This window comes from Micromonospora sp. WMMD754, assembly GCF_049315235.1.
Lineage (GTDB): Bacteria > Actinomycetota > Actinomycetes > Mycobacteriales > Micromonosporaceae > Micromonospora > Micromonospora sediminicola.
The window spans coordinates 3767690-3787004 of record NZ_CP186058.1 but is presented as its reverse complement, the minus strand read 5'-3'; the positions used below and the strand labels follow the sequence as shown (position 1 = coordinate 3787004).

Genomic DNA, 19315 nt, shown 5'->3' with positions numbered 1-19315 from the left:
TCCTTCCTCGGCATAGGCTGCCGGCATGATCTGCCGAGCCTGCCGGGAGCGGCGGCACGACGACTGTCCTGGCCGGAAGTGGTGCGACTGCCAGCACCGTACCCCCGAACCCACCCCGCCGGTCACCGGTCCGGCCGGCGAATGAGCGTCGGAAGCCCGATCGAACGGATCTGGCCCGCACCCGTCACCGGCGCGCTGACCGACCCGCAGCTCACCGCGCTCTACGGCCGCGCCGACCACCCGCACCTGCGGGTCAACTTCGTCGCCAGCGCGGACGGGGCGGTCACCCTGGACGGCTACTCGGCCGGGCTCTCCGGCGAGCCGGACAAGCGCGTGTTCGGGCTGCTGCGGATGCTCTGCGACGGCCTCCTGGTGGCCGCCGGCACGCTGCGCCACGAGGGCTACCGCGCGGTCCGGCTGAGCGCCGAGCGACGGGCCTGGCGTCGCGAGCGGGGGCTGGCCGAGTTCCCCACCCTGGTGGTGGTCTCCGGCTCGCTCGACCTCGACCCGGCCCAGGCCTGCTTCGCCGACGCCCCGGTCCGGCCGCTGGTGCTCACCCGCTCCGACGCGGAGGCACCGGCCGGACTGACCGAGGTGGCCGACCTGCTCCGCTACGGCGACGAGCGCGTCGACCTGGCCGCCGGCCTGGCCGAGCTGCGCCGCCGCGGGCTGGGGCAGGTGCTCTGCGAGGGCGGCCCGCACCTGTTCGGCGCGCTCACCGCGGCCGACCTGGTCGACGAGCTGTGCCTGACCGTCGCGCCGCTGCTCGCCGGCGCCGGACCCGGGCGGATCACCGCCGGCGACGGCAGCGTCCCGCGCCGCCTGCCGCTACGCCACGTGCTGGCCGCCGGCGACGGCACGCTGATGCTGCGCTACGCCCGCGACCCGGGCGACCCCCCGCCCGCCGGGGCCGCACCCCCCGCCTGAGCAGCCCTCCGCCGCTGGCGGCTGGCGGCTGGCGGCTGGCGGCTGGCGGCTGGCGGCTGGCGGCTGGCGGCTGGCGGCTGGCGAGATCTTGGTACGAAAGGGCCCCGATGAGGGCCGTTTCGTACCAAGATCTCCACGCTTCCCGAGAAGCGGGACATGCTTCTCGAAGTTCGGAAACCTGCTGCGTGGCACGTGGTCGCCGGAGCAGCCACCGCAGCGACCCGAGCGGGCGGAGAACAGTCGGGCCCGTTCGCCCGGGACGCCGCCGAGGCGGACCGGACGGCACGCACCGTGGTCGGTCGGATCCGGGGGGCGACCGCCGGGCACACGGCCGGCGTGGCGTCCGCCGCGTCGCGTGGCAACCTGTCGCATCCCTCGGGCAGGATGCACGACGTGCACCGCCAACGGTACGACCAGCCGACCGGAGACAGCCGATGACCGACGACCAGCTCGACGGGCCCGGCGAGGGGGTCGGCCGGGTGCTCGGCACCGCCGACGCCACCCCGCTCACCTTCTGGACGGCCGTCGCCCCCGGCAGCTACCTGCAACTCGACGACGTGGTGGTGACCCGCCGCGAGCTGCCCGACCGCGAGCCGGTGACCATCGCCGGGGTGGTGACCCAGGTGCGCGCCCGGCACGAGGGCGCGCAGTTCGACTCCGACGTCTTCGCCATCGCCGACGGCACACTGCCGGCCCAGGTGCAGGAGGCGGCCGAGGTCACCACCACCCGGGTCGACCCGGAGTTCTACGTCCCGCCGACCCCCGGCGCGGTGGTGCACCGGGCCGAGGGTGACGCCCGGGCCCGCGCGCTGCACTTCGACCGGATGGAGCGGCGGATCCCGATGGGGATGGGCCGTGACGGGGTGCCGGTCTACCTCAACGCCGACTTCCTCGACGGCACCCGGGGCGCGCACGTGTCGATCTCCGGCATCTCCGGTGTCGCCACCAAGACCAGCTTCGCCACCTTCCTGCTCTACTCGGTGTTCCGCTCCGGTGTGCTCGGCGGCGACGCGGTCAACGCCAAGGCGCTGATCTTCAACGTCAAGGGCGAGGACCTGCTCTTCCTCGACCACCCGAACAGCCGGCTCGACGACCCGACCCGCGCGGCGTACGCGAAGCTCGGCCTCGACGCCGGCGCATTCCCGGACGTGCGGGTCTACGCGCCGCCCCGGGTCGGCGACTCCTCCGGCACCCCCGACGTGAGCAGCCGGCTCACCGGCGTGGACAGCTTCTACTGGACGCTGACCGAGTTCTGCGCCGACCGCCTGCTGCCCTACGTGTTCGCCGACGCCGACGACGAGCGCCAGCAGTACACGATGGTGGTCCACTCGGTCGCCGCCCACCTGGCCCGGTACGCCCAGCCGGCCGACGGCGGGGTGAGCATCGACGGGGTGCGGCTCGGCTCCTACGCGGATCTGGTCGACCACGTGGTCGAGCAGCTCAACGACGACGAGACCCGGGGCGACTGGGCCGGCAGCGCGGTCGGGCTGGGCACCGTCAACGCGTTCGCCCGCCGGTTGATCGGCAGCAAGAAGGACCTGGGCCGGCTGATCCGGGGCGACCTGGCCACCCGCCGCCCGCACTCGATCAACACCGCGGAGAGCGCCCAGGTCACCGTGGTCGACCTGCACAACCTGCCGGACCGCGCGCAGCGCTTCGTGGTCGGCGTGACGCTCAAGAGCGAGTTCGAGCGCAAGGAGAAGGCCGGCACCGCCAAGCCGTTGCTCTTCGTCGTGCTCGACGAGCTGAACAAGTACGCCCCGCGCGAGGGCTCGTCGCCGATCAAGGAGGTGCTGCTCGACATCGCCGAGCGGGGCCGCTCGCTGGGCGTGATCCTGGTCGGCGCGCAGCAGACCGCCAGCGAGGTCGAGCGGCGCATCGTCACCAACTCGGCGATCCGGGTGGTCGGCCGGCTCGACCCGGCCGAGGCGTCCCGCCCGGAGTACGGCTTCCTCCCGCCCGCCCAGCGGCAGCGGGCGCTGCTGGCCAAGCCGGGCACGATGTTCGTCAACCAGCCCGACATCCCGGTGCCGCTCTGCCTGGAGTTCCCGTTCCCGGCCTGGGCCACCCGGGTCTCCGAGGCGGGCCGCGCGCCGTCGGAGACGCTACGGTCGATCACCCAGGCCGCCGACCCGTTCGCGGTGGTCGGTTCCGGCTCCTCCGACGACGACATCCCGTTCTAGGCGGCACCCACCATGAAGATCCTGCACACCTCGGACTGGCACGTCGGCAAGGTCCTCAAGGGGCAGTCCCGGGCCGAGGAGCACACACAGGTCCTCGCCCAGGTGATCGACATCGCCCGGGACGAGCGGCCCGACCTGGTCATCGTCGCCGGTGACCTCTACGACACCGCCGCGCCGACGCCGGAGGCGACCCGACTGGTGACCCGGGCGCTGACCGCGCTGCGGCGTACCGGGGCCGACGTGGTGGTGATCGGCGGCAACCACGACAACGGCGCGGCGCTGGACGCGTTGCGGCCGTGGGCCGACGCCGCCGGCATCACGCTGCGCGGCAGCGTCCGGGAGAACCCGGCCGAGCACGTCGTCGACGGGGTGACCCGCGACGGCGAGCGGTGGCAGGTCGCCGCGCTGCCGTTCCTGTCCCAGCGCTTCGCCGTCCGCGCGGTGGAGATGTACTCGCTCACCCCCGCCGAGGCCAACCAGACCTACGCCGACCACCTCGGCCGGGTGCTCGGCAAGCTGGCCGAGGGGTTCACCGAGCCGGACCGGGTGCACCTGGTCACCGCCCACCTCACCGTGGTCGGGGCGAGCACCGGCGGTGGCGAGCGGGACGCGCACACCGTGCTCGGCTACGCGGTGCCGGCCACCGTGTTCCCCGGCAACGCGCACTACGTGGCCCTGGGCCACCTGCACCGCTCGCAGCGGGTCGTCGGGCCCTGCCCGATCCGCTACAGCGGCAGCCCGCTCGCGGTCGACTTCGGTGAGCAGGAGAACGTCGGCTCGGTGACGATCGTGGAGGTGACCGCGACGACCGCCGCCCGGATCCGGGAGGTGCCGGTGCCCGGCGCGGTGCCGCTGCGCACGGTGCGCGGCACCCTCGCCCAGCTCGCCGAGATCGAGCCGCCGGAGGGCTGGCTGCGCGTCTACGTCCGGGAGCAGCCCCGGGCCGGGCTGCGCGAGGAGGTGCAGGAACTGCTGCCCCGGGCGCTGGAGATCCGGATCGACCCGGAGCTGGTGCCGACGCCGGGCAGCGGCACCCGCACCGCCCAGCGGGCCGGCCGCTCACCGCGCGACCTGTTCGCCGACTACCTGGGCAGCCGCGGGCACGCCGACGAGGACGTCCGGGAACTCTTCGACGAGCTGCTCGAGGAGGTCGACCACTGATGCGCCCGATGCGACTGGACATGGCCGGCTTCACCGTCTTCCGCGACGAGACCACCGTCGACTTCACCGACGCCGACTTCTTCGCGCTGGTCGGCCCGACCGGCTCCGGCAAGTCCACGGTGCTCGACGCGATCTGTTTCGCCCTCTACGGCACGGTCCCCCGCTGGGGCGGCGCGCGGGGGCTGGCCAACGCGCTGGCGCCGTCGGCGACCGAGGCGCGGGTCCGGCTGGTCTTCGAGTCCGCCGGCGACCGCTACGTCGCCACCCGGGTGGTCCGTCGCGACGGCCGGGGCACGGTGAAGACGGCCAACGCCGGGCTCCAGCTCATGCCGCCGGGGTTCGACGTCACCAAGCTCGACACCGGGCTCAGCCCGGAGGACCTGGGCGAGGTGGTGGCCGGCACCCCGGCTGAGATGGAGCAGGCGGTGCTGGACGCGGTCGGGCTGCCGTACGAGCAGTTCACCTCCTGCGTGGTGCTGCCGCAGGGGCAGTTCGCCGACTTCCTGCACGCCAAGCCGGCCACTCGCCAGCAGATCCTGGTCAACCTGCTGGGGCTGGGCGTCTACGAGGAGGTCCAGAAGAAGGCGGTCGAACGCGCCGGGCAGGCCGAGGCGAAGCTGGAGGCGGTCGACAAGATGCTCGGCGGGCTCGCCGACGTCGACGACGACAGTCTGACCGCCGCCCGGGAGCGGGTGGACGCGATGCGGGAACTGGCCGCCGCGGTCGCTGCCGCCGTACCCGAATGGGAGCAGGCCCGGGCCACGGCGGGTGAACGGGCGGCGGCGCTGGCCGCCCTCGACGCCGAGCTGGGTGTGCTGGCCGGGGTGCGGCCGCCGGACGGCACCGCCGAGCTGGCGCGGGCGGTGGCGCAGGCCCGGGTCGCCGCCGACGAGGCGGCGGCCGCGGTCGGGCTGGCCGAGGAACGCGAGGAGAAGCTGCGCGGGGAGCTGGCCGCCGCCGGTGACGAGAGCGCGCTGCGGCTGCACCTGAAGGCGTACGCGGACCGGGACCGGCTGACCGCGGAGGCGGCGACGGTCCGCGCGGCGGTGGACGCGGCGCGGACCGAGCACGACGCGGCGGTGGCGGCGCTGGCGGCGGCGCGGGCGGACGCACAGCGGGCCGAGACGGAGCTGGAGTCGGCGTTCCGCGCGCACGAGGAGGCGAAGGCCGCCGACCAGGCGGTGGCGCTGCGGGCGCACCTGGTCGGCGGCGCGCCGTGCCCCGTGTGCGAGCAGACGGTCACCACGGTGCCGGCGGTGCCGAAGGGTTCGGCGGTGAGCCGGGCGATCGAGGCGGGCAAGGCGGCGCGGGCGGCGAGCGAGGTGGCCAAGCGGGTCGTGCAGGACCGCGACACCGCGGCGCGTGATCTGGATCGGGTGCTGCTGCGTGCCCGGACCCAGCACGACCAGCTCGGCGCTCGCCTGGCCGAGCTGGACGAGCAGCTCACGGACGCGCCGGCGCCGGAGCGGTTGCGCGAGTCGCTGGCCGAGCACGCGCGGCTGCGGACCGCGTTGGAGGAGGCGGCCGGTGCGGTGCGGGCCGGCCGGGAGGCGGCCCGGCGGGCGCGGGGTGCGCTCGACGCCGCGCAGGAGCGGCTGCGCCGGGCCTGGCGTGACTTCGACGCGGTACGCGACGGGCTGGCCCGCTTCGGGCCGCCGGCCGCCGACCGGGACGACGTGGCAGCGGCGTGGGCGGCGCTCGCCGGTTGGGCGGGCGAGCAGGCCGACCGGCGGCGCGCCGACCGGGCCGGGCTGGCCGCCTCGGTGGAGGCGGCGCAGCGGGCCGCGGCCGAGGTCGCCGACGGGATCGCCGCGTTGTTCACCGCGGCCGGGCTGGACGCACCGCAGGACGCACCGCGCGACGTGGCGGTGGCGGTGGAACGGGCCGAGGCGGAGGTGCGCCGGCTCACCGAGCGCCGCGAGCAGGCCGCCGACCTGCGCGAGCAGCGGGCCGGCCACGAGCGCCAGGCGCGGGTGGCCCGCGCGCTGGCCGGGCACCTGCGGGCCAACAACTTCGAGCGCTGGTTGCTCACCGAGGCGCTGGACCTGCTGGTCGACGGCGCGTCGCGGATCCTGCGGGAGCTGTCCGGCGGGCAGTACGACCTGGTCCACGACAAGGGCGAGTTCTTCGTGGTCGACCATCACGACGCCGGGCTGCGGCGCGGCGTGCGGACGCTGTCCGGCGGGGAGACGTTCCAGGCGTCGCTGGCCCTGGCGCTGGCGCTGTCGGAGCAGCTGGCCGGCATGTCGACCAGCGCCGCGAGCCTGGAGTCGATCGTCCTGGACGAGGGCTTCGGCACGTTGGACGCGGCGACGCTGGACACGGTCGCGGCGACGCTGGAGAACCTGGCCGCCCGGGGCGACCGGATGGTGGGGGTGGTCACCCACGTGCCGGCCCTGGCGGAGCGGATCCCGGTCCGCTTCGAGGTCCGCAAGGACGCGCGCACGGCCCGCGTCGAGCGGACCGGCCTGTGACCCCGAAGTTCTTCGTCGACACGTGGGACCCGGCGTACGGCGCGTCGTTCGAGGCGGCGGGTGGGTCCGGTCCGGCCGCGCCGAGCAGCGCCCAGGTCGACGCGGACGTCGAGCTGCCGGCGACGGACTGGCGGGCGATCGACGCCCGCCCGGACGTGCGCGCGCCGGACGTGGTGCTGCTGGTCGACGGCGTGCGCCGGATCGACGCCAGCGTGTGGACCGCCGAGGAGGACGGCGGCTCGTTCCCCGGCATCGCCGCCTCGTACGCCGCCGGGGTGGTCCGCTGCGACCTGGACCGGGGCGCCGCCGAGCTGGCCGGCGCCCGGGTGGGCCGGGGGCTGTTCACGGCCAGCCCGTCGGCGCAGGACGTGGTGGCCGGGGCGATCCGCTACCCGGTGCACCGGGTCTCCGGCACCGGCGAGCTGAGCAAGCTGCCGGCCGCGGTGCAGGCCCCGCTCACCGCGCTGGAGGTGGCCGTCTCGGACGCGGTCCGCACCGACGGCGACCTGCTGGTGGTGGACGGCCCGCTGCGCAGCCGGCGCAACCTGCCGCGCACGCTCGGCTACATCAAGACCCAGCACAGCCAGTACCTGGACGCCCGGCTCACCGCGGTGGTGACCGGGCTGGCGCCGGGCCAGCGCTGCCCGGTGTTCCGGCTGGGCACGGCGTGGGGCGGCTGGTCCTGGTACCTGCGGCTGCCGGTGGCCGCCGGGGCGCCGTGGGCGGGCATCGTGCGGATGGAGTGCTCGGCCGACCTGACCGTCCCGGAGGCGGTAGCGCTGGCCGACCTGTCGCTGGTCACGCTGCCCCGGTTCGCGTCCACCCCGTACAAGGACCCGCGCGCCCCGCAGAACCTGGTGCCGATCGCCGGGCTGGAGCGCCGGCTGCGCGGGATGCTCGGCGACGCCCGGCTGCTGCACCGGGTGCTCACCGCGGCGGCGCGCGGGATCCGGCGCTGATGGGCCGGCGACGCGACGACGACCGGGTGGTGGCCGACGTCGACACCGGCCGGGCCGAGCTGGTGCCGGACCGGGACCGCCCGGGCTCCTGGACGCTGCTGCTGGACGGCGCGCCGCAGTCCCACGTGGACCTGGACGACCCGACCCACCTGGAGTTCGAGTACGTCCGGCGACTGGCCGCCGCGCTCGACGTGGTGGCGCCGGCGGGCGCGCCGCTGCGGGTGCTGCACCTGGGCGGCGGCGCGCTCACCCTGCCCCGCTACGTGCAGGCCACCCGGCCCGGCTCGACGCAACGCGTGTCCGAGGTGGACGGCGCGTTGGTGGACCTGGTCCGACGTGCCCTGCCCTGGCCGTCCGACCCCCGCCTGAAGGTGCGGGTGGCGGACGCTCGCGCCACGCTGACGTCCAGCCGGGACGGGGCGTACGACGTGATCGTGGCGGACGTGTTCGCCGGCGCCCGCACCCCCGCGCACCTGACCTCCGTCGAGTTCGCCGCGCAGGTGGCCCGGGTGCTCGCGCCCGACGGCTGCTACCTGGCGAACATCGCCGACGGGCCGCCGCTGCGACACGCCCGTGGGCAGGTCGCCACCGTGCGTACCGTGTTGCCCCGGGCCTGCCTGGTGGCCGACGCGGCGGTGCTGCGCGGCCGGCGGTACGGCAACCTGGTGCTGGTGGCGTCCCGGGTGGAGCCGCCGGTGCCGGAGCTGACCCGACGCGCGGCCGGCGACTGGTTCCCCGGCCGGGTGGTGGCCGGCGCGGACCTGGACCGGTTCTCCGGCGGCGTCGCGGTGGTGCGCGACGCGGACGCCGTCGACTCCACTCCGCCCCCGCCGGGAATTTTTTCGGTCGATCGTTGATCCGATCGGCGGGTCGCTGCGTATCACCGGGCGGCCATGCCCGTGGGGGGCCGGCTGATGTCATTGGACACCGGAGGTCTGCATGCATGCGGTGGCGGCCGGCTGGCACGGCGAGGTGGCGAGGCCCGAGTGGATGTTCGCCCGGGCGCAGCCACACTCGCGCGCGTCGCGCTCGGGACGGGGGGTCGACGCCCGTCCGGCGGATCGCCAGAATGACCCGGTGCCGCCGCGACCCGCCCCCGGACGCCACCAGGCGACCTCCGCCGAGGCCAGCCACTCGGACCAGCTGATCCGGCTGCTCTACGCGGAGCACGCCGGGCCGCTGCTGATGTTCGTGATGCGGCTGACCGGCGGGGACCGGCAGCGCGCCGAGGACATCGTGCAGGAGACGCTGCTGCGGGCCTGGCGCAACGCGCACCGCCTCGGCGTGCAGGGTGGTCAGGGCTCGCTGCGGCCGTGGCTGGTGACGGTGGCCCGGCGGATCGCGATCGACGAGCACCGCAGCGAGCAGGCCCGGCCGGCGGAGACGTACGACCGGGACCTGACCGCGTTCGCGGAGGCGGACAGCACCGACCGGGTGTTGCGCACGATGACCGTGGCGGACGCGCTGCGTACGCTGAGCCAGTCCCACCGGGAGATCCTGGTGGCGACGTACTTCCGGGGTCGTACCGTGCCCGAGGCGGCCGAGGAGCTGGGCCTTCCGCTCGGCACCGCGAAGTCGCGGGTCTACTACGCGCTGCGCGCGCTGCGCACGGCTCTGCAGGAGAGGGGGGTGACGGAATGAGCCGGGCCGACCACATGGACGTCGCCGCGTACGCGCTCGGCGTGCTGGACCCGCAGGACACGGAGCGGTTCGAGGAGCACCTGGCCACCTGCTGGGCGTGCGCGGCGGAGCTGGAGACGATGGTCCCGGTGGTGGGGATGCTCTCCGGCATCGACGGCGAGGCGATGGCCGCGCTGGAACAGACCCACACCGACCCGGCGCTGCTGGACCGCACGCTGGTGGCCGTGCGGCGGGACCGCCGGCGTACCCGGGTCCGGCAGTTGCTGGCCACGGCGGCGGCCGTGGTGGTGTTCGGCGGCCTGAGCGGTGTCGCGGCCGGGATGCTCGGCGACGACTCGCCGTCCGTGCCGCAGGCCGGGCCGACGCCGCCCGTGCCGACCGCCGCGCCGAGCAGCGGCCCGGCCGACCCGAACGCCCCGGGCGTCGGCGGCGACAAGGAGATCGAGGGCGACGAGCACCGCGCCACCGACCCGGGCACCGGCGTGCAGACCACGATGTGGCTGGCGAAGAAGGAGTACGGCACGCAGATCGCGGTGCAGCTCGGCCGCCTGCCCGGGCCGCGCACCTGCCGGCTGGTGGTGGTGCGCAAGAACGCCACGAGCGAGGTGGTGAGCACCTGGTCGGTGCCGGGCAACGGCTACGGCACCAACCAGAACCCGCTCACGCTGCAGTTGAGCGCGTCCACCTCGGCCCCGCTCGGCGACATCGAGAAGGTCCAGGTGCAGTCGGTCGACGTCAACGGGGTGGCGAGCCCGCTGGTGACCGTCTCCGACCTCTGAGGTGACCGCGCCGACGGCGCCGGGCGGCCTGGCCGCCCGGCGCCGTCGCGTCGTTTCCGCCACCTCCCCCTCGCGGTGCCGCACGCGCGGCGGTGCGGAACGGTTCAACCGGTCCACTGTGAAATGGACCACCCTTTCGACTTCAACCTTGACAGCGCCGCCGCCCGTACTACTCGGCGAACTGCCAGAATCGAGGAGGGCACGTGGCACACCACAAGCGGACGACCGTCATCGTCGCGAGCGCGATGGTCGCACTGACGGCCTGCGCCCCCGCGGGCTACAACGGCGCGAACTCGGGCGCGGCGGAGCCGGTGGCCGTCGCCGCGGCCGAACCGACCGCGGCGGCCGAACCGGAGGCGTCGGCGGCACCCGAGGCGCCCGCCGCCGACCAGGCGCCCCCGTCCGACGTGAAGCTCACCGACGAGCTGGTCGGCAAGAAGCTACCCCGGATGGGCCAGGTCGTCACCGACCAGGACGGCTGGGTGCTGTACCGGTTCGACAAGGACTCGGATGACCCGGCGCAGTCCAACTGCGTGGACAAGTGCGCCGAGGTGTGGCCGCCGGCGCTGACCGACGGCAACCCGCAGCTGCAGGGCGTCTCGGACGACAAGGTCGGCACGGTCACCCGGCAGGACGGCACCCGGCAGATCACCATCGGGGGCTGGCCGGTCTACCGCTACATCGGGGACAAGAAGCCGGGCCAGTGGAAGGGCCAGGGCGTCGGCGGCACCTGGTTCGTGGTCGACCCCAACGGCAAGAAGAACCTGACCTGCCTGCCGACCGGCACGCCGAAGGCGGTCGCCCCGCCGGCGTCGGGCGGCGGCGACTCGGGTGGCGGGTCGACCTACTCGTACTGACGCACCTGGTCACGGTGACCGGTCGCCGCCGGGGAGGGCGCGGCCGGTCACCGTCGTGGACCCGGAAGGCGGGGCGTACCGGCATCGCCCCGCCTTCCGGCACGAGCACCGCCGCGCCCCGCGCGGCGGTGTCGGCCGTCACGGCGGGGCGGCGTGGCAGAGTGGCGGGGTGACCTCGCCCACCGCCCGCCGGACGCTGCGCCCTCCGGCCGGCTACCGACTGGCCGCCTCGGTGCGGGCGCTGACCTTCAGCCCGTACGACCCGTGCGCGCGGATCGCCGCCGGGAGCTTCTGGTGGGCCACCCGCACCCCGGACGGGCCGGCCACCCTGGCGCTGCGTCCGGAGGCCGGCGACCTGGTCGCCGAGGGGTACGGGCCGGGCGCGGCGTGGGTCCTCGAGCGGGCCGACCGGGTGGCCGGGCTGCGCGACGACCTGACCGGGTTCGCCGCGCTGGCCGCCGCGCACCCGCTGGTCGCCCGGCTGGCCCACGAGCACCACGGGCTGCGGATGCCCGCCACCGGCCAGGTCTTCCCCCGGCTGCTGCGGGCGGTGTTCGAGCAGAAGGTCACCGGCAAGGAGGCCTACCGGGCGTACGCGGCGACCGTGCGGCACTTCCGCGAGGCGGCGCCCGGCCCGCTGCAACCACTGCTGCTGCCGCCCGAGCCGGCCGCGGTGGCGGCCACGCCGTACTGGGTCTTCCACCCGTTCGGGGTGGAGCAGCGGCGGGCCGACACGCTGCGCCGCGCCGCCGCCGTCGCGGACCGGCTGGAACGCTGCGCCGACGCGGTCGAGGCGACCCGCCGGCTCACCGCCGTCCCCGGCATCGGCCCGTGGACCGCCGCCGAGGTGGTGCGGATCGCGTACGGGGACCCGGACGCGGTCAGCGTCGGCGACTACCACGTGCCGAACACGGTGGCCTGGGCGCTGGCCGGGGAACCGCGCGGCGACGACGCCCGGATGCTGGCGCTGCTGGAGCCGTTCCGGGGGCACCGGGGTCGGGTGTGCGTGCTGCTGGAGGCGGCCGGGATCCAGGCGCCGAAGTACGGCCCCCGCGCCCCGATCCGCTCCTTCGCCCGCTACTGACCGCTCACCGGCGGGCGCACAATCGGCGCAGCGTGCGCCCCAGCCACCAGGCGTACCCCAGCTGGAAGCCCCGGGTGACCGGGCCGGCGGCGCGCACGTACCACCGGGCCGGCCGGCTGAACGCGGTCACCTCGAACCAGGTGCCGTCGGGGCCCCGGGTGACCAGGAACGCCTCCTCGCCGATCTCCGGGTGCCCGGGCAGGGTGCCGTAGCCGAACCCGGCCCGGTCCGGCTCGTCCACCGCCCAGACCACCTCGGTCGGCCCCCAGACCCGCGCCGGGCCGACGCCCAGCCCCGGGGTGACCCGGACGCCGGGGGCGGCGCGCGGGGCGTCGGTGCGCATCACCACGCCGGCGGCGCGGTGCAGCCGCCAGCCGAGCACCGCGTCCGCCGCGAGCGGGAAGCCGCCGTCGGGCAGCCGGACCCGGTGGCGCAGGTGGTGGTAGCCGGCCGGCAGGTCGCCGCCGCGGGTCGCACCCACCTCGGCGTACGTCAGTTCGGGCCTCTCCACACCCGCCAGGGTACGACCGCCCGGGCCGGTTGTGGTGAGCTGAGCCGGTGACCGACGTGACCATCGCCCCCGCCGTCGTCGCCGACGCCGGCGAGATCCTCACCGTGCAACGCGCCGCCTACCTGGTCGAGGCGCAGCGCTACCGGGACGTGTTCCTGCCCCCGCTCACCGAGACGCTGGACGAGGTCCGGGCGGCGCTGACCGGCCCGGACGTGGTGCTCGCCGCCCGCCGCGGCCCCCGCCTGGTCGGCTCGGTGCGGGCCCGCATCGACGGGGACACCGCCCACGTCGGCCGCCTCTCGGTCGCCCCGGACCAGCAGGGACACGGCGTCGGCGGCCGGCTGCTCGCAGCGGTCGAGCAGGCCTGCGCCGGCCGGGTGGCCCGGTTCGCGCTGTTCACCGGCGCGCAGAGCGCGGAGAACCTGGGGCTGTACGCCCGGCGCGGCTACCGGGTGGTGACCCACCGCCCGGACGAGAACGGCAACCGCCTGGCGGTGCTGGAGAAGCTCAGCCCCGCTCGCAGCGACGCCTGAGCCCGTCCGCCTCCTGCCGCAGGTAGCGGCGCATCGTCGAGCCGCCGAGCAGCCCGACCAGCGCGGCCAACGGGCCGCTCTGGGTCAGCGTCAGCTCGGCCCGGGTCCGCCCGTCGTCGAGGCGCACCAGGCGGTGTTCGCCCCGACTGCGCACGCCCGGGCTCGTGGACTCCCAGACGAACGCGTACGGCGGGTCGATCTCGGTGACCCGCCAGACCGCCGGCCGCAGCCGGGGCTGGGTCAACCGGGCGGTCGCACCGAGCGCGAGCGGGCCGGGCTCCAGGCGACGGGCGGCGGTGACCGAGGGCGTCCACTCCGGCCAGCGCTCGACGTCGCTCTGCACCGCCCAGACCTGGTCGACGTCGGCGGCGATCTCGACGGACTCGACGAACCGCATGGCGTCCCTCCCCCATGGACAGTCCACCCAACCCTACGCCGCCCACTCGCACGACGTGTCCCGCACGGCCGACGGCGGGAGCGCGCGGCGACAGCCCGGGGCGGCGGGCGGGTCAGGCGGCCTCGTGGAGGTCGGCCAGGCCGACCGGGGCGTACCGGCGGAGCAGCCGTTCCAGCTCGGCCACCGAGCCGACCTCGCCGACGACGTTCGCGCCGCCGCCGTGCTCCGGCGGGTAGCGGTGCGCCAGCCGGTAGCGGTAGCGCCCGCGCACCAGCTCGACGCTGACCCGCCAGCGCCCGCAGCATCCGCAACTCCACTCCGGCACGCCGCGACGGTAGCTCTGACCTGCGGTTTCATCATCCGGTCGGCGGGGACGAAAGGGGCCGGGGCGGGACACGCCGCCCGGCCCGGGCGGTGATCTGGCTCACCAGCGTCGGTGGGGTCTGGTTGACTGGTCGCCGTGGACCTGCCGATCAACCCGCCGGTCGAGCCGATGCTGGCCAAGAGCGTGGCCGAGCTGCCCACCGATCCCGGTCTGACGTACGAGCCGAAGTGGGACGGCTTCCGCTGCATCATCTTCCGCGACGGCGACGAGGTCGAGCTGGCCAGCCGGGGCGGGAAGTCGATGACCCGCTACTTCCCCGAGGTGGTCGAGCAGGCGCTCCGTCAGCTCCCGCCCCGGTGCGCGGTCGACGGCGAGCTGATCGTGATCCGCCGGGACGGCCCCGGCTGGCAGCCACGGCTCGACTTCGAGCTGCTGGCCCAACGGATCCATCCCGCCGCCTCCCGGGTGAAGCTGCTCGCCGAGACCACCCCGGCCGACTTCGTCGCGTTCGACCTGCTCGCCCTGGACGACGAGCTGCTCACCGACCGGCCCTACCCGCAGCGCCGGGAGCGGTTGGAGCGGGCCCTGGCCGGGGTCCGCCCGCCGGTGCACGTGACGCAGGTGACCACCGACCCGGAGACCGCCCGGCGCTGGTTCGAGGTGTTCGAGGGCGCGGGGCTGGACGGTCTCATCGTCAAACCGGCCGACCTGCCCTACGAGCCGGGCAAGCGGTTGATGGCCAAGGTCAAGCACGCGCGCACCATGGACGCGGTGGTGGCCGGCTTCCGCTGGCACAAGTCCGGTCCGGTGGTGGGCTCGCTGCTGCTCGGCCTCCACGACGACGACGGGGTGCTGCACCACATCGGCGTCAGCTCCTCGTTCACCATGGCCCGGCGCCAGGAGCTGCTCGACGAGTTGGAGCCCTACCGCGAGGTGGGCGGCGGCCACCCGTGGGTGCACGGCGACCACGAGCGGGGGCAACGCATCCCGGGCGGGGTGAGCCGGTGGACCGGCGGCAAGAACCTGGAGTGGGAGCCGTTGCGACCCGAGCTGGTGGTGGAGGTGGCCTACGACGCGATGGAGGGCGACCGGCTGCGGCACACCGCGCGGTTCCTGCGCTGGCGGCCCGACCGCGACCCGCGCTCCTGCGGCTACGGCCAGCTCGACCGGCCGATCCGCTACGACGTCGACGAGGTGCTGCGCGGGAATCCGGCGGCGACGGTGAGCGACGCCCACGGCCGGGCGTAGCCTGGCGGTCGACACGATCATGGAAGGCGCCCACGTGACAGGCTTCCCCGACCGGACCCGCCGGTTCCGGCCCACAGTGGCCGCGTTCGTGGCCGCGGTGGTCCTCACCGCCGGCTGCACGCTGCCGGCGTTCGCCCCGCGCGCCGAGAGCGAGGGCGAGGCGGCCCCGCCGGGCAGCGCGCCCACCTGGCGGTCCTGCCCGGAGGTGCCCGACGAGCTGGTCGGTCGGGGCGCGGCCGACATGCGTTACGAGTGCGCCCGGATCGCCGTGCCCCGCAACTGGGGCACCGGCGCGACCACCGGCGCCACCGCCGGGCCGGGCACCGGCGAGACGTTCGAGATCGCGCTGATCCGGATCCGCTCCACCAAGCAGCGCGACCGGATCGGGTCGCTGGTGGTGAATCCGGGCGGCCCCGGCGCGTCCGGCGTCGACACGGCGGTCTATCTCTCCTTCGGCCCGGCGTTCGGCGGTCTGCCGGCGGCGGTCACCGACCGGTTCGACATCGTCGGCTTCGACCCGCGCGGGGTGGCCCGGTCCAGCCCGGTGAAGTGCATCCCCGACGCCGACCTGGACGCCAGCTTCGGCTACGACCCCGATCCGGAGAGCCAGGCGTCCTTCGACGGCTTCGTCGACCTCAACCGGCGCATCGGTCAGCGGTGCGGCGCCAAGTACGGCGACCAGCTCCGGCTCTACGGCACCGAGCAGGCCGCGCGGGACATGGACGCGGTGCGCGCGGCGGTCGGCGACGACAAGCTCACCTACCTCGGCTACTCCTACGGCACCCTGCTCGGCGCCACCTACGCCCAGCTCTACCCGCAGCGGGTGCGGGCCCTGGTGCTCGACGGCGCGGTCGACCCCCGGCAGAAGCTGATCGCCGGGTCGGAGAGCCAGGCGAAGGGCTTCGAGCGGGCGTTCGACAACTTCTCCCGGTGGTGCGCGGCGAACGCCGGCCGCTGCCCGATCGCGCCGGACGCCCGCGGCGCGGTCACCGCCGCGATCGACAAGGCCACCACCTCCCCGGTACGCGGCCAGGGCGGCCGGGAGGCCACCGCCGGCTGGGTGTTCTACGCGGTGATCTCCTCCCTCTACACCGAGCAGGGCTGGCAGGAGCTGGCCCGGGCGATCGACGACCTGCAGGGCGGCGACCCGGACGGGGTGTTCAAGCTGGCCGACGCGTACGCGGGTCGCGAGGACGACGGCCACTACTCCAACCTGTTCGACGCCAACATGGCGGTCAACTGCGCGGACGAGACCGAGAAGCCGACCCGGGAGCAGGTGCGGTCGTTGCAGTCGCAGTGGCGCCAGAAATACCCGCTGTTCGGTCCGGCGCTGGCCGTGGGGATGCTCGGCTGTGTGGAGTGGCCCGGCGGGCGCGACCCCTACCCGACCGGGCGGGCGACCGGCGCGCCGCCGATCCTGGTGGTCGGCACCACCGGCGACCCGGCCACGCCCTACGAGCAGACCGCCGCGCTGGCCTCGATGCTGGGCGTCGGTCGGGTGCTCACCTGGGAGGGCGAGGGGCACACCGCCTACCCGCAGACCTCGTGCGTGACCGCGGCCGTCGACGCGTACCTGATCTCGCTCACCGTCCCCCGGGAGGGGCTGCGCTGCCCCGCCCGGTGACGGCGTGGCGGCCGGTCAGCCGGCCGCCGGCGGGGTCCAGCCCTCCGGCAGGTGCCCGATGCGGACCCGCTGCGGGTGGTCGCCGACCGGGACGCTGGCCACCTTCTGCCCGGTGGCGAAGGTGATCGCGGTGACCCGGTCCGCGCCGGACTCGGAGATCACGCAGTCCCGGCCGTCGCCGCTGACCGTGGCCCAGTACGGCTTGCTGGCCGGCACCAGCGGGCCCTCCCGCAGCGTGGCCCGGTCCACCACCGTCGCGTAGTCGTCCATGGTGCCGGCGACGCAGAGCCGCGTGCCGTCGGGGCTGACCGACAGGCCGTGGTGCCGCGAGTCGTTCACCCAGGTGGTGCGGTCGTCGCTGGTCGCCGGGTTCTTCGGCAGCGTGGTGACCCGGGTGATCCGGTCGGTGGCCACGTCGTACTCGACCAGGCCGTTGAAGAACGAGACCTGGAAGTAGAGCGTGCCGCCGTCCGGGGTGAACACCGCCGGGCGGACCGCGTCGGAGAGGTCCCGGCGGCCCGCGGCGTCCAGCCGGTCACGCATGTCGATCACCTTGACCACCTGGTACGTGGTGGCGTCGGCGACGGTGATCCGCCGGTCACCCTTGGTCCAGTCGAGCCAGGGCGCGTCCAGGTCGGTGTTGACCTCGCCGATGGACATGTTCCACAGCCGCCCGTCGCGGGTGAAGACGTTCTCGTGCGGCTTGTCGCCGGTGCCGAACGAGCCGAGCTGCGCCCCGGTGCGGATGTCCAGCACGTGCACGGTGTTCGAGGTGGAGGCGGAGACCGCGACCCGGGTGCCGTCGGGCGAGACGGCCATGTGGTCGGCGCGGTAGCCGGAGACCGGGAACCGCCAGCGGATCGCGCCGGTGGCCAGGTCGATCGAGACCACGTCGGCGAAGCTGGGCCGGGACACCACCAGGGCGGTGCCGTCCGGGGTGGTGTACATGTCGTCGACGAACTGGTCGTGTCCCTCCCCCGGTCCCTGCCGGATGCCGAGGAAGAACGCCAGCCGGATCGGGTTGAGGTAGATCTCGCGCAGCCGCGCGGCCCGGTCCGGGATCACGTTGATCCGGCCGAGCCTGGCGTAGTCGCCCCGGGAGCGGATGACGTCGGCGGTGCCGTCCCAGTTGTTGCCGACGAACATCACCTCCTGGAGCGCGGCGGCAGCGGCGGCGGGCGTGGGCGCCGCCACCAGCGGGCTGGGCGCGGCGAGGGCGAGGGCGGCCAGCGCGGCGAGGACGGCGCGGCGGCGGGATCGGGACGGGCGGGGTGGCACGGGGGTCATGGACGCCTCCTGGCAGCCGGTGCGACATCGACGTTTCTCAACGGCTCGATCGGTGTTACCTTTCGGTAACAACCAGGAGAGCAACCGGACGGCCGGCCCGGCTAGGCACCGGACGCCAACGCCCGACCGGCCCGGTTGTGCCGCGACGACAACGGGAGGACGGCGGGCGCCGATGACCCGGACCGGAAGCGCCCCCGCGTTCGGCGCGCTGCTGCGCCACCTGGCCGCCGACGCCGCCGCCGTGGACGAGGTGGCCCGGGCCGCCCGGGCGAACTCCCCGGAGGTGGACCGCCTCCCGGCCGCCGAGGTCCGCCGGCAGGTCGTGCTGCTGTTGAGCAGCGGGTTGGGCGCGTTGGAGCGCCGCGAGGACCCCGCCGGCCGGGACTTCACCGAGGCCCGCCGGCTCGGCGCCGACCGGGCGGCGCAGGGCGTCTCCGTCGCCGGCCTGCTGCGCGGCGTGCAGGCCGGGCGGGACCGGGCGGTGGAGCTGGTGGTCCGGCACGGCCGCGACGCCGGCATCCCCGACGAGGTGCTCGTCGAGGGACTGCTCACCATCGGCCGGTACGCCGCCGCGGTGGAGCGGGCCGTGGTCGACGGGCACCGGGAGGCCGAACGGGAGCTGGTCCGCGGCGGCCCGGCCGCCCGGGCGCACCTGCTGCGCCGGTTGCTGATCGACGGACCCGACGACACGCCGGCGGCGGAGCTGGCCCGGTTCGGGCTACGACCGGACGGGCGCTACCACTGCCTCGTCGCCGCCGCGCCGGATCCGGTCCGCGCGCACGCGTTGCACCGGCAGCTCGCCCGGCACGGCGGTCTGCTCGGCGCCGTCGAGGACCGGCTGGCCGGCCTGCTCCCCCGGCTGCCCGGCGCCGCGCCGGCCGACCTGCTCGCGCTGGTGACGCCGGCGCAGCCGCTGGCCCGCGCCCCGGCGATGTACGCGCTCTGCCTGGCGGCGCTGCGTACCGCCACGCACCGGCGGCTGCGCGGGCTGCGCCAGGTGACCGACCTGGCCGGGGAGACCGCGCTGGCCGCCCAGCCGGCCCTGGCCGAGCTGCTGCGGGCGACGCTGCTCGGCCCGCTCGACCCGGCCGACGAGTTCCACCGGGAGCTGGCCACCACCGCGCTCGCCTGGCTGGATCACGGCCAGCGACTGGACCAGACCGCCGCCGCGCTGCACGTGCACCCGAACACGGTGCGCTACCGGTTGCGCCGGCTCCGGGAGGTGACCGGCGGCCCGCCGGTCGAGGAGGGGGCGCGGTGCACGGTGCCGCAGACCGTGCACTGGTGGTGGGCGCTGCGCAGCTGGCTGGACGGGTGCTGAGGCC

Annotated in this window: 18 protein-coding genes; 14 read left to right on the top strand and 4 right to left on the bottom strand. The window is 75.4% G+C overall.

The features are described from left to right. The first annotated feature begins 141 nt into the window (after positions 1 to 141). The 10 genes from ACN27B_RS18355 (at position 142) to ACN27B_RS18310 (ending at position 12065) form a co-directional block, all read left to right on the top strand. Entirely contained in the window at positions 142 to 927 is a 786-nt protein-coding gene (locus tag ACN27B_RS18355; protein WP_422741075.1) for a pyrimidine reductase family protein, read from the top strand. Between the two features lie 434 nt (positions 928 to 1361). Beyond that, positions 1362 to 3110, top strand: a complete 1749-nt coding sequence (locus ACN27B_RS18350; protein WP_091579317.1) for an ATP-binding protein — start codon at positions 1362 to 1364, stop codon at positions 3108 to 3110. A gap of 12 nt (positions 3111 to 3122) precedes the next feature. Further along, positions 3123 to 4271: an exonuclease SbcCD subunit D gene (locus tag ACN27B_RS18345; protein WP_357629594.1), complete on the top strand. Its 1149-nt coding sequence runs from the start codon at positions 3123 to 3125 to the stop codon at positions 4269 to 4271. Continuing rightward, positions 4271 to 6745 carry an AAA family ATPase gene (locus tag ACN27B_RS18340; protein ID WP_422741074.1) on the top strand — a complete coding sequence of 825 codons (2475 nt, stop codon included), beginning with the start codon at positions 4271 to 4273 and terminating at the stop codon, positions 6743 to 6745. The genes ACN27B_RS18345 and ACN27B_RS18340 overlap by 1 nt, the downstream gene beginning before the upstream one ends. Further along, positions 6742 to 7704 (top strand): hypothetical protein, encoded by a 963-nt coding sequence (locus ACN27B_RS18335; RefSeq protein ID WP_099161943.1) that lies wholly within the window; start codon positions 6742 to 6744, stop codon positions 7702 to 7704. The genes ACN27B_RS18340 and ACN27B_RS18335 overlap by 4 nt, the downstream gene beginning before the upstream one ends. Then, positions 7704 to 8561 carry a spermidine synthase gene (locus ACN27B_RS18330; protein WP_099161944.1) on the top strand — a complete coding sequence of 286 codons (858 nt, stop codon included), beginning with the start codon at positions 7704 to 7706 and terminating at the stop codon, positions 8559 to 8561. Before ACN27B_RS18335 ends, ACN27B_RS18330 begins: the two co-directional genes overlap by 1 nt. Before the next feature lie 82 nt (positions 8562 to 8643). Next, on the top strand, positions 8644 to 9345 hold the full coding sequence (locus ACN27B_RS18325) for a sigma-70 family RNA polymerase sigma factor (protein ID WP_091579334.1): 702 nt from the start codon (positions 8644 to 8646) through the stop codon (positions 9343 to 9345). Continuing rightward, positions 9342 to 10124: an anti-sigma factor family protein gene (locus tag ACN27B_RS18320; protein ID WP_099161945.1), complete on the top strand. Its 783-nt coding sequence runs from the start codon at positions 9342 to 9344 to the stop codon at positions 10122 to 10124. The genes ACN27B_RS18325 and ACN27B_RS18320 overlap by 4 nt, the downstream gene beginning before the upstream one ends. Before the next feature lie 203 nt (positions 10125 to 10327). Next, a complete protein-coding gene (locus tag ACN27B_RS18315; protein ID WP_099161946.1) occupies positions 10328 to 10981 on the top strand; it encodes a hypothetical protein in 654 nt (217 codons plus the stop codon). A gap of 169 nt (positions 10982 to 11150) precedes the next feature. After that, positions 11151 to 12065: a DNA-3-methyladenine glycosylase family protein gene (locus ACN27B_RS18310; RefSeq protein WP_422741073.1), complete on the top strand. Its 915-nt coding sequence runs from the start codon at positions 11151 to 11153 to the stop codon at positions 12063 to 12065. Positions 12066 to 12069: 4 nt separating this feature from the next. Here the strand turns inward: ACN27B_RS18310 and ACN27B_RS18305 are convergent, their stop codons facing one another. Beyond that, positions 12070 to 12576, bottom strand: a complete 507-nt coding sequence (locus tag ACN27B_RS18305; RefSeq protein ID WP_253866610.1) for a DUF1990 family protein — start codon at positions 12574 to 12576, stop codon at positions 12070 to 12072. Positions 12577 to 12623: 47 nt separating this feature from the next. On the opposite strand from ACN27B_RS18305, the gene ACN27B_RS18300 reads away from it, so the two are divergent. Then, positions 12624 to 13109, top strand: a complete 486-nt coding sequence (locus ACN27B_RS18300; protein ID WP_099161948.1) for a GNAT family N-acetyltransferase — start codon at positions 12624 to 12626, stop codon at positions 13107 to 13109. Here ACN27B_RS18300 and ACN27B_RS18295 read toward each other — a convergent pair. Continuing rightward, on the bottom strand, positions 13084 to 13506 hold the full coding sequence (locus ACN27B_RS18295; RefSeq protein ID WP_098745768.1) for an SRPBCC family protein: 423 nt from the start codon (positions 13504 to 13506) through the stop codon (positions 13084 to 13086). The genes ACN27B_RS18300 and ACN27B_RS18295 overlap by 26 nt on opposite strands. Before the next feature lie 112 nt (positions 13507 to 13618). After that, positions 13619 to 13831: a hypothetical protein gene (locus tag ACN27B_RS18290; RefSeq protein WP_091579363.1), complete on the bottom strand. Its 213-nt coding sequence runs from the start codon at positions 13829 to 13831 to the stop codon at positions 13619 to 13621. Positions 13832 to 13966: 135 nt separating this feature from the next. On the opposite strand from ACN27B_RS18290, the gene ACN27B_RS18285 reads away from it, so the two are divergent. Further along, positions 13967 to 15079, top strand: coding sequence for an ATP-dependent DNA ligase (locus ACN27B_RS18285; RefSeq protein WP_422741072.1), 1113 nt, complete (start codon positions 13967 to 13969; stop codon positions 15077 to 15079). Between the two features lie 34 nt (positions 15080 to 15113). Continuing rightward, positions 15114 to 16703 carry an alpha/beta hydrolase gene (locus ACN27B_RS18280; RefSeq protein ID WP_099161951.1) on the top strand — a complete coding sequence of 530 codons (1590 nt, stop codon included), beginning with the start codon at positions 15114 to 15116 and terminating at the stop codon, positions 16701 to 16703. A 15-nt stretch (positions 16704 to 16718) separates the two neighbouring features. Here ACN27B_RS18280 and ACN27B_RS18275 read toward each other — a convergent pair whose 3' ends face one another. After that, positions 16719 to 17990: a YncE family protein gene (locus ACN27B_RS18275; protein ID WP_422741071.1), complete on the bottom strand. Its 1272-nt coding sequence runs from the start codon at positions 17988 to 17990 to the stop codon at positions 16719 to 16721. Positions 17991 to 18162: 172 nt separating this feature from the next. Here ACN27B_RS18275 and ACN27B_RS18270 point away from each other — a divergent pair, with 172 nt between their 5' ends. Next, complete coding sequence (locus tag ACN27B_RS18270; protein ID WP_099161953.1) at positions 18163 to 19311, top strand: PucR family transcriptional regulator; 1149 nt, start codon at positions 18163 to 18165, stop codon at positions 19309 to 19311. The last annotated feature ends 4 nt before the right edge of the window (positions 19312 to 19315 follow it).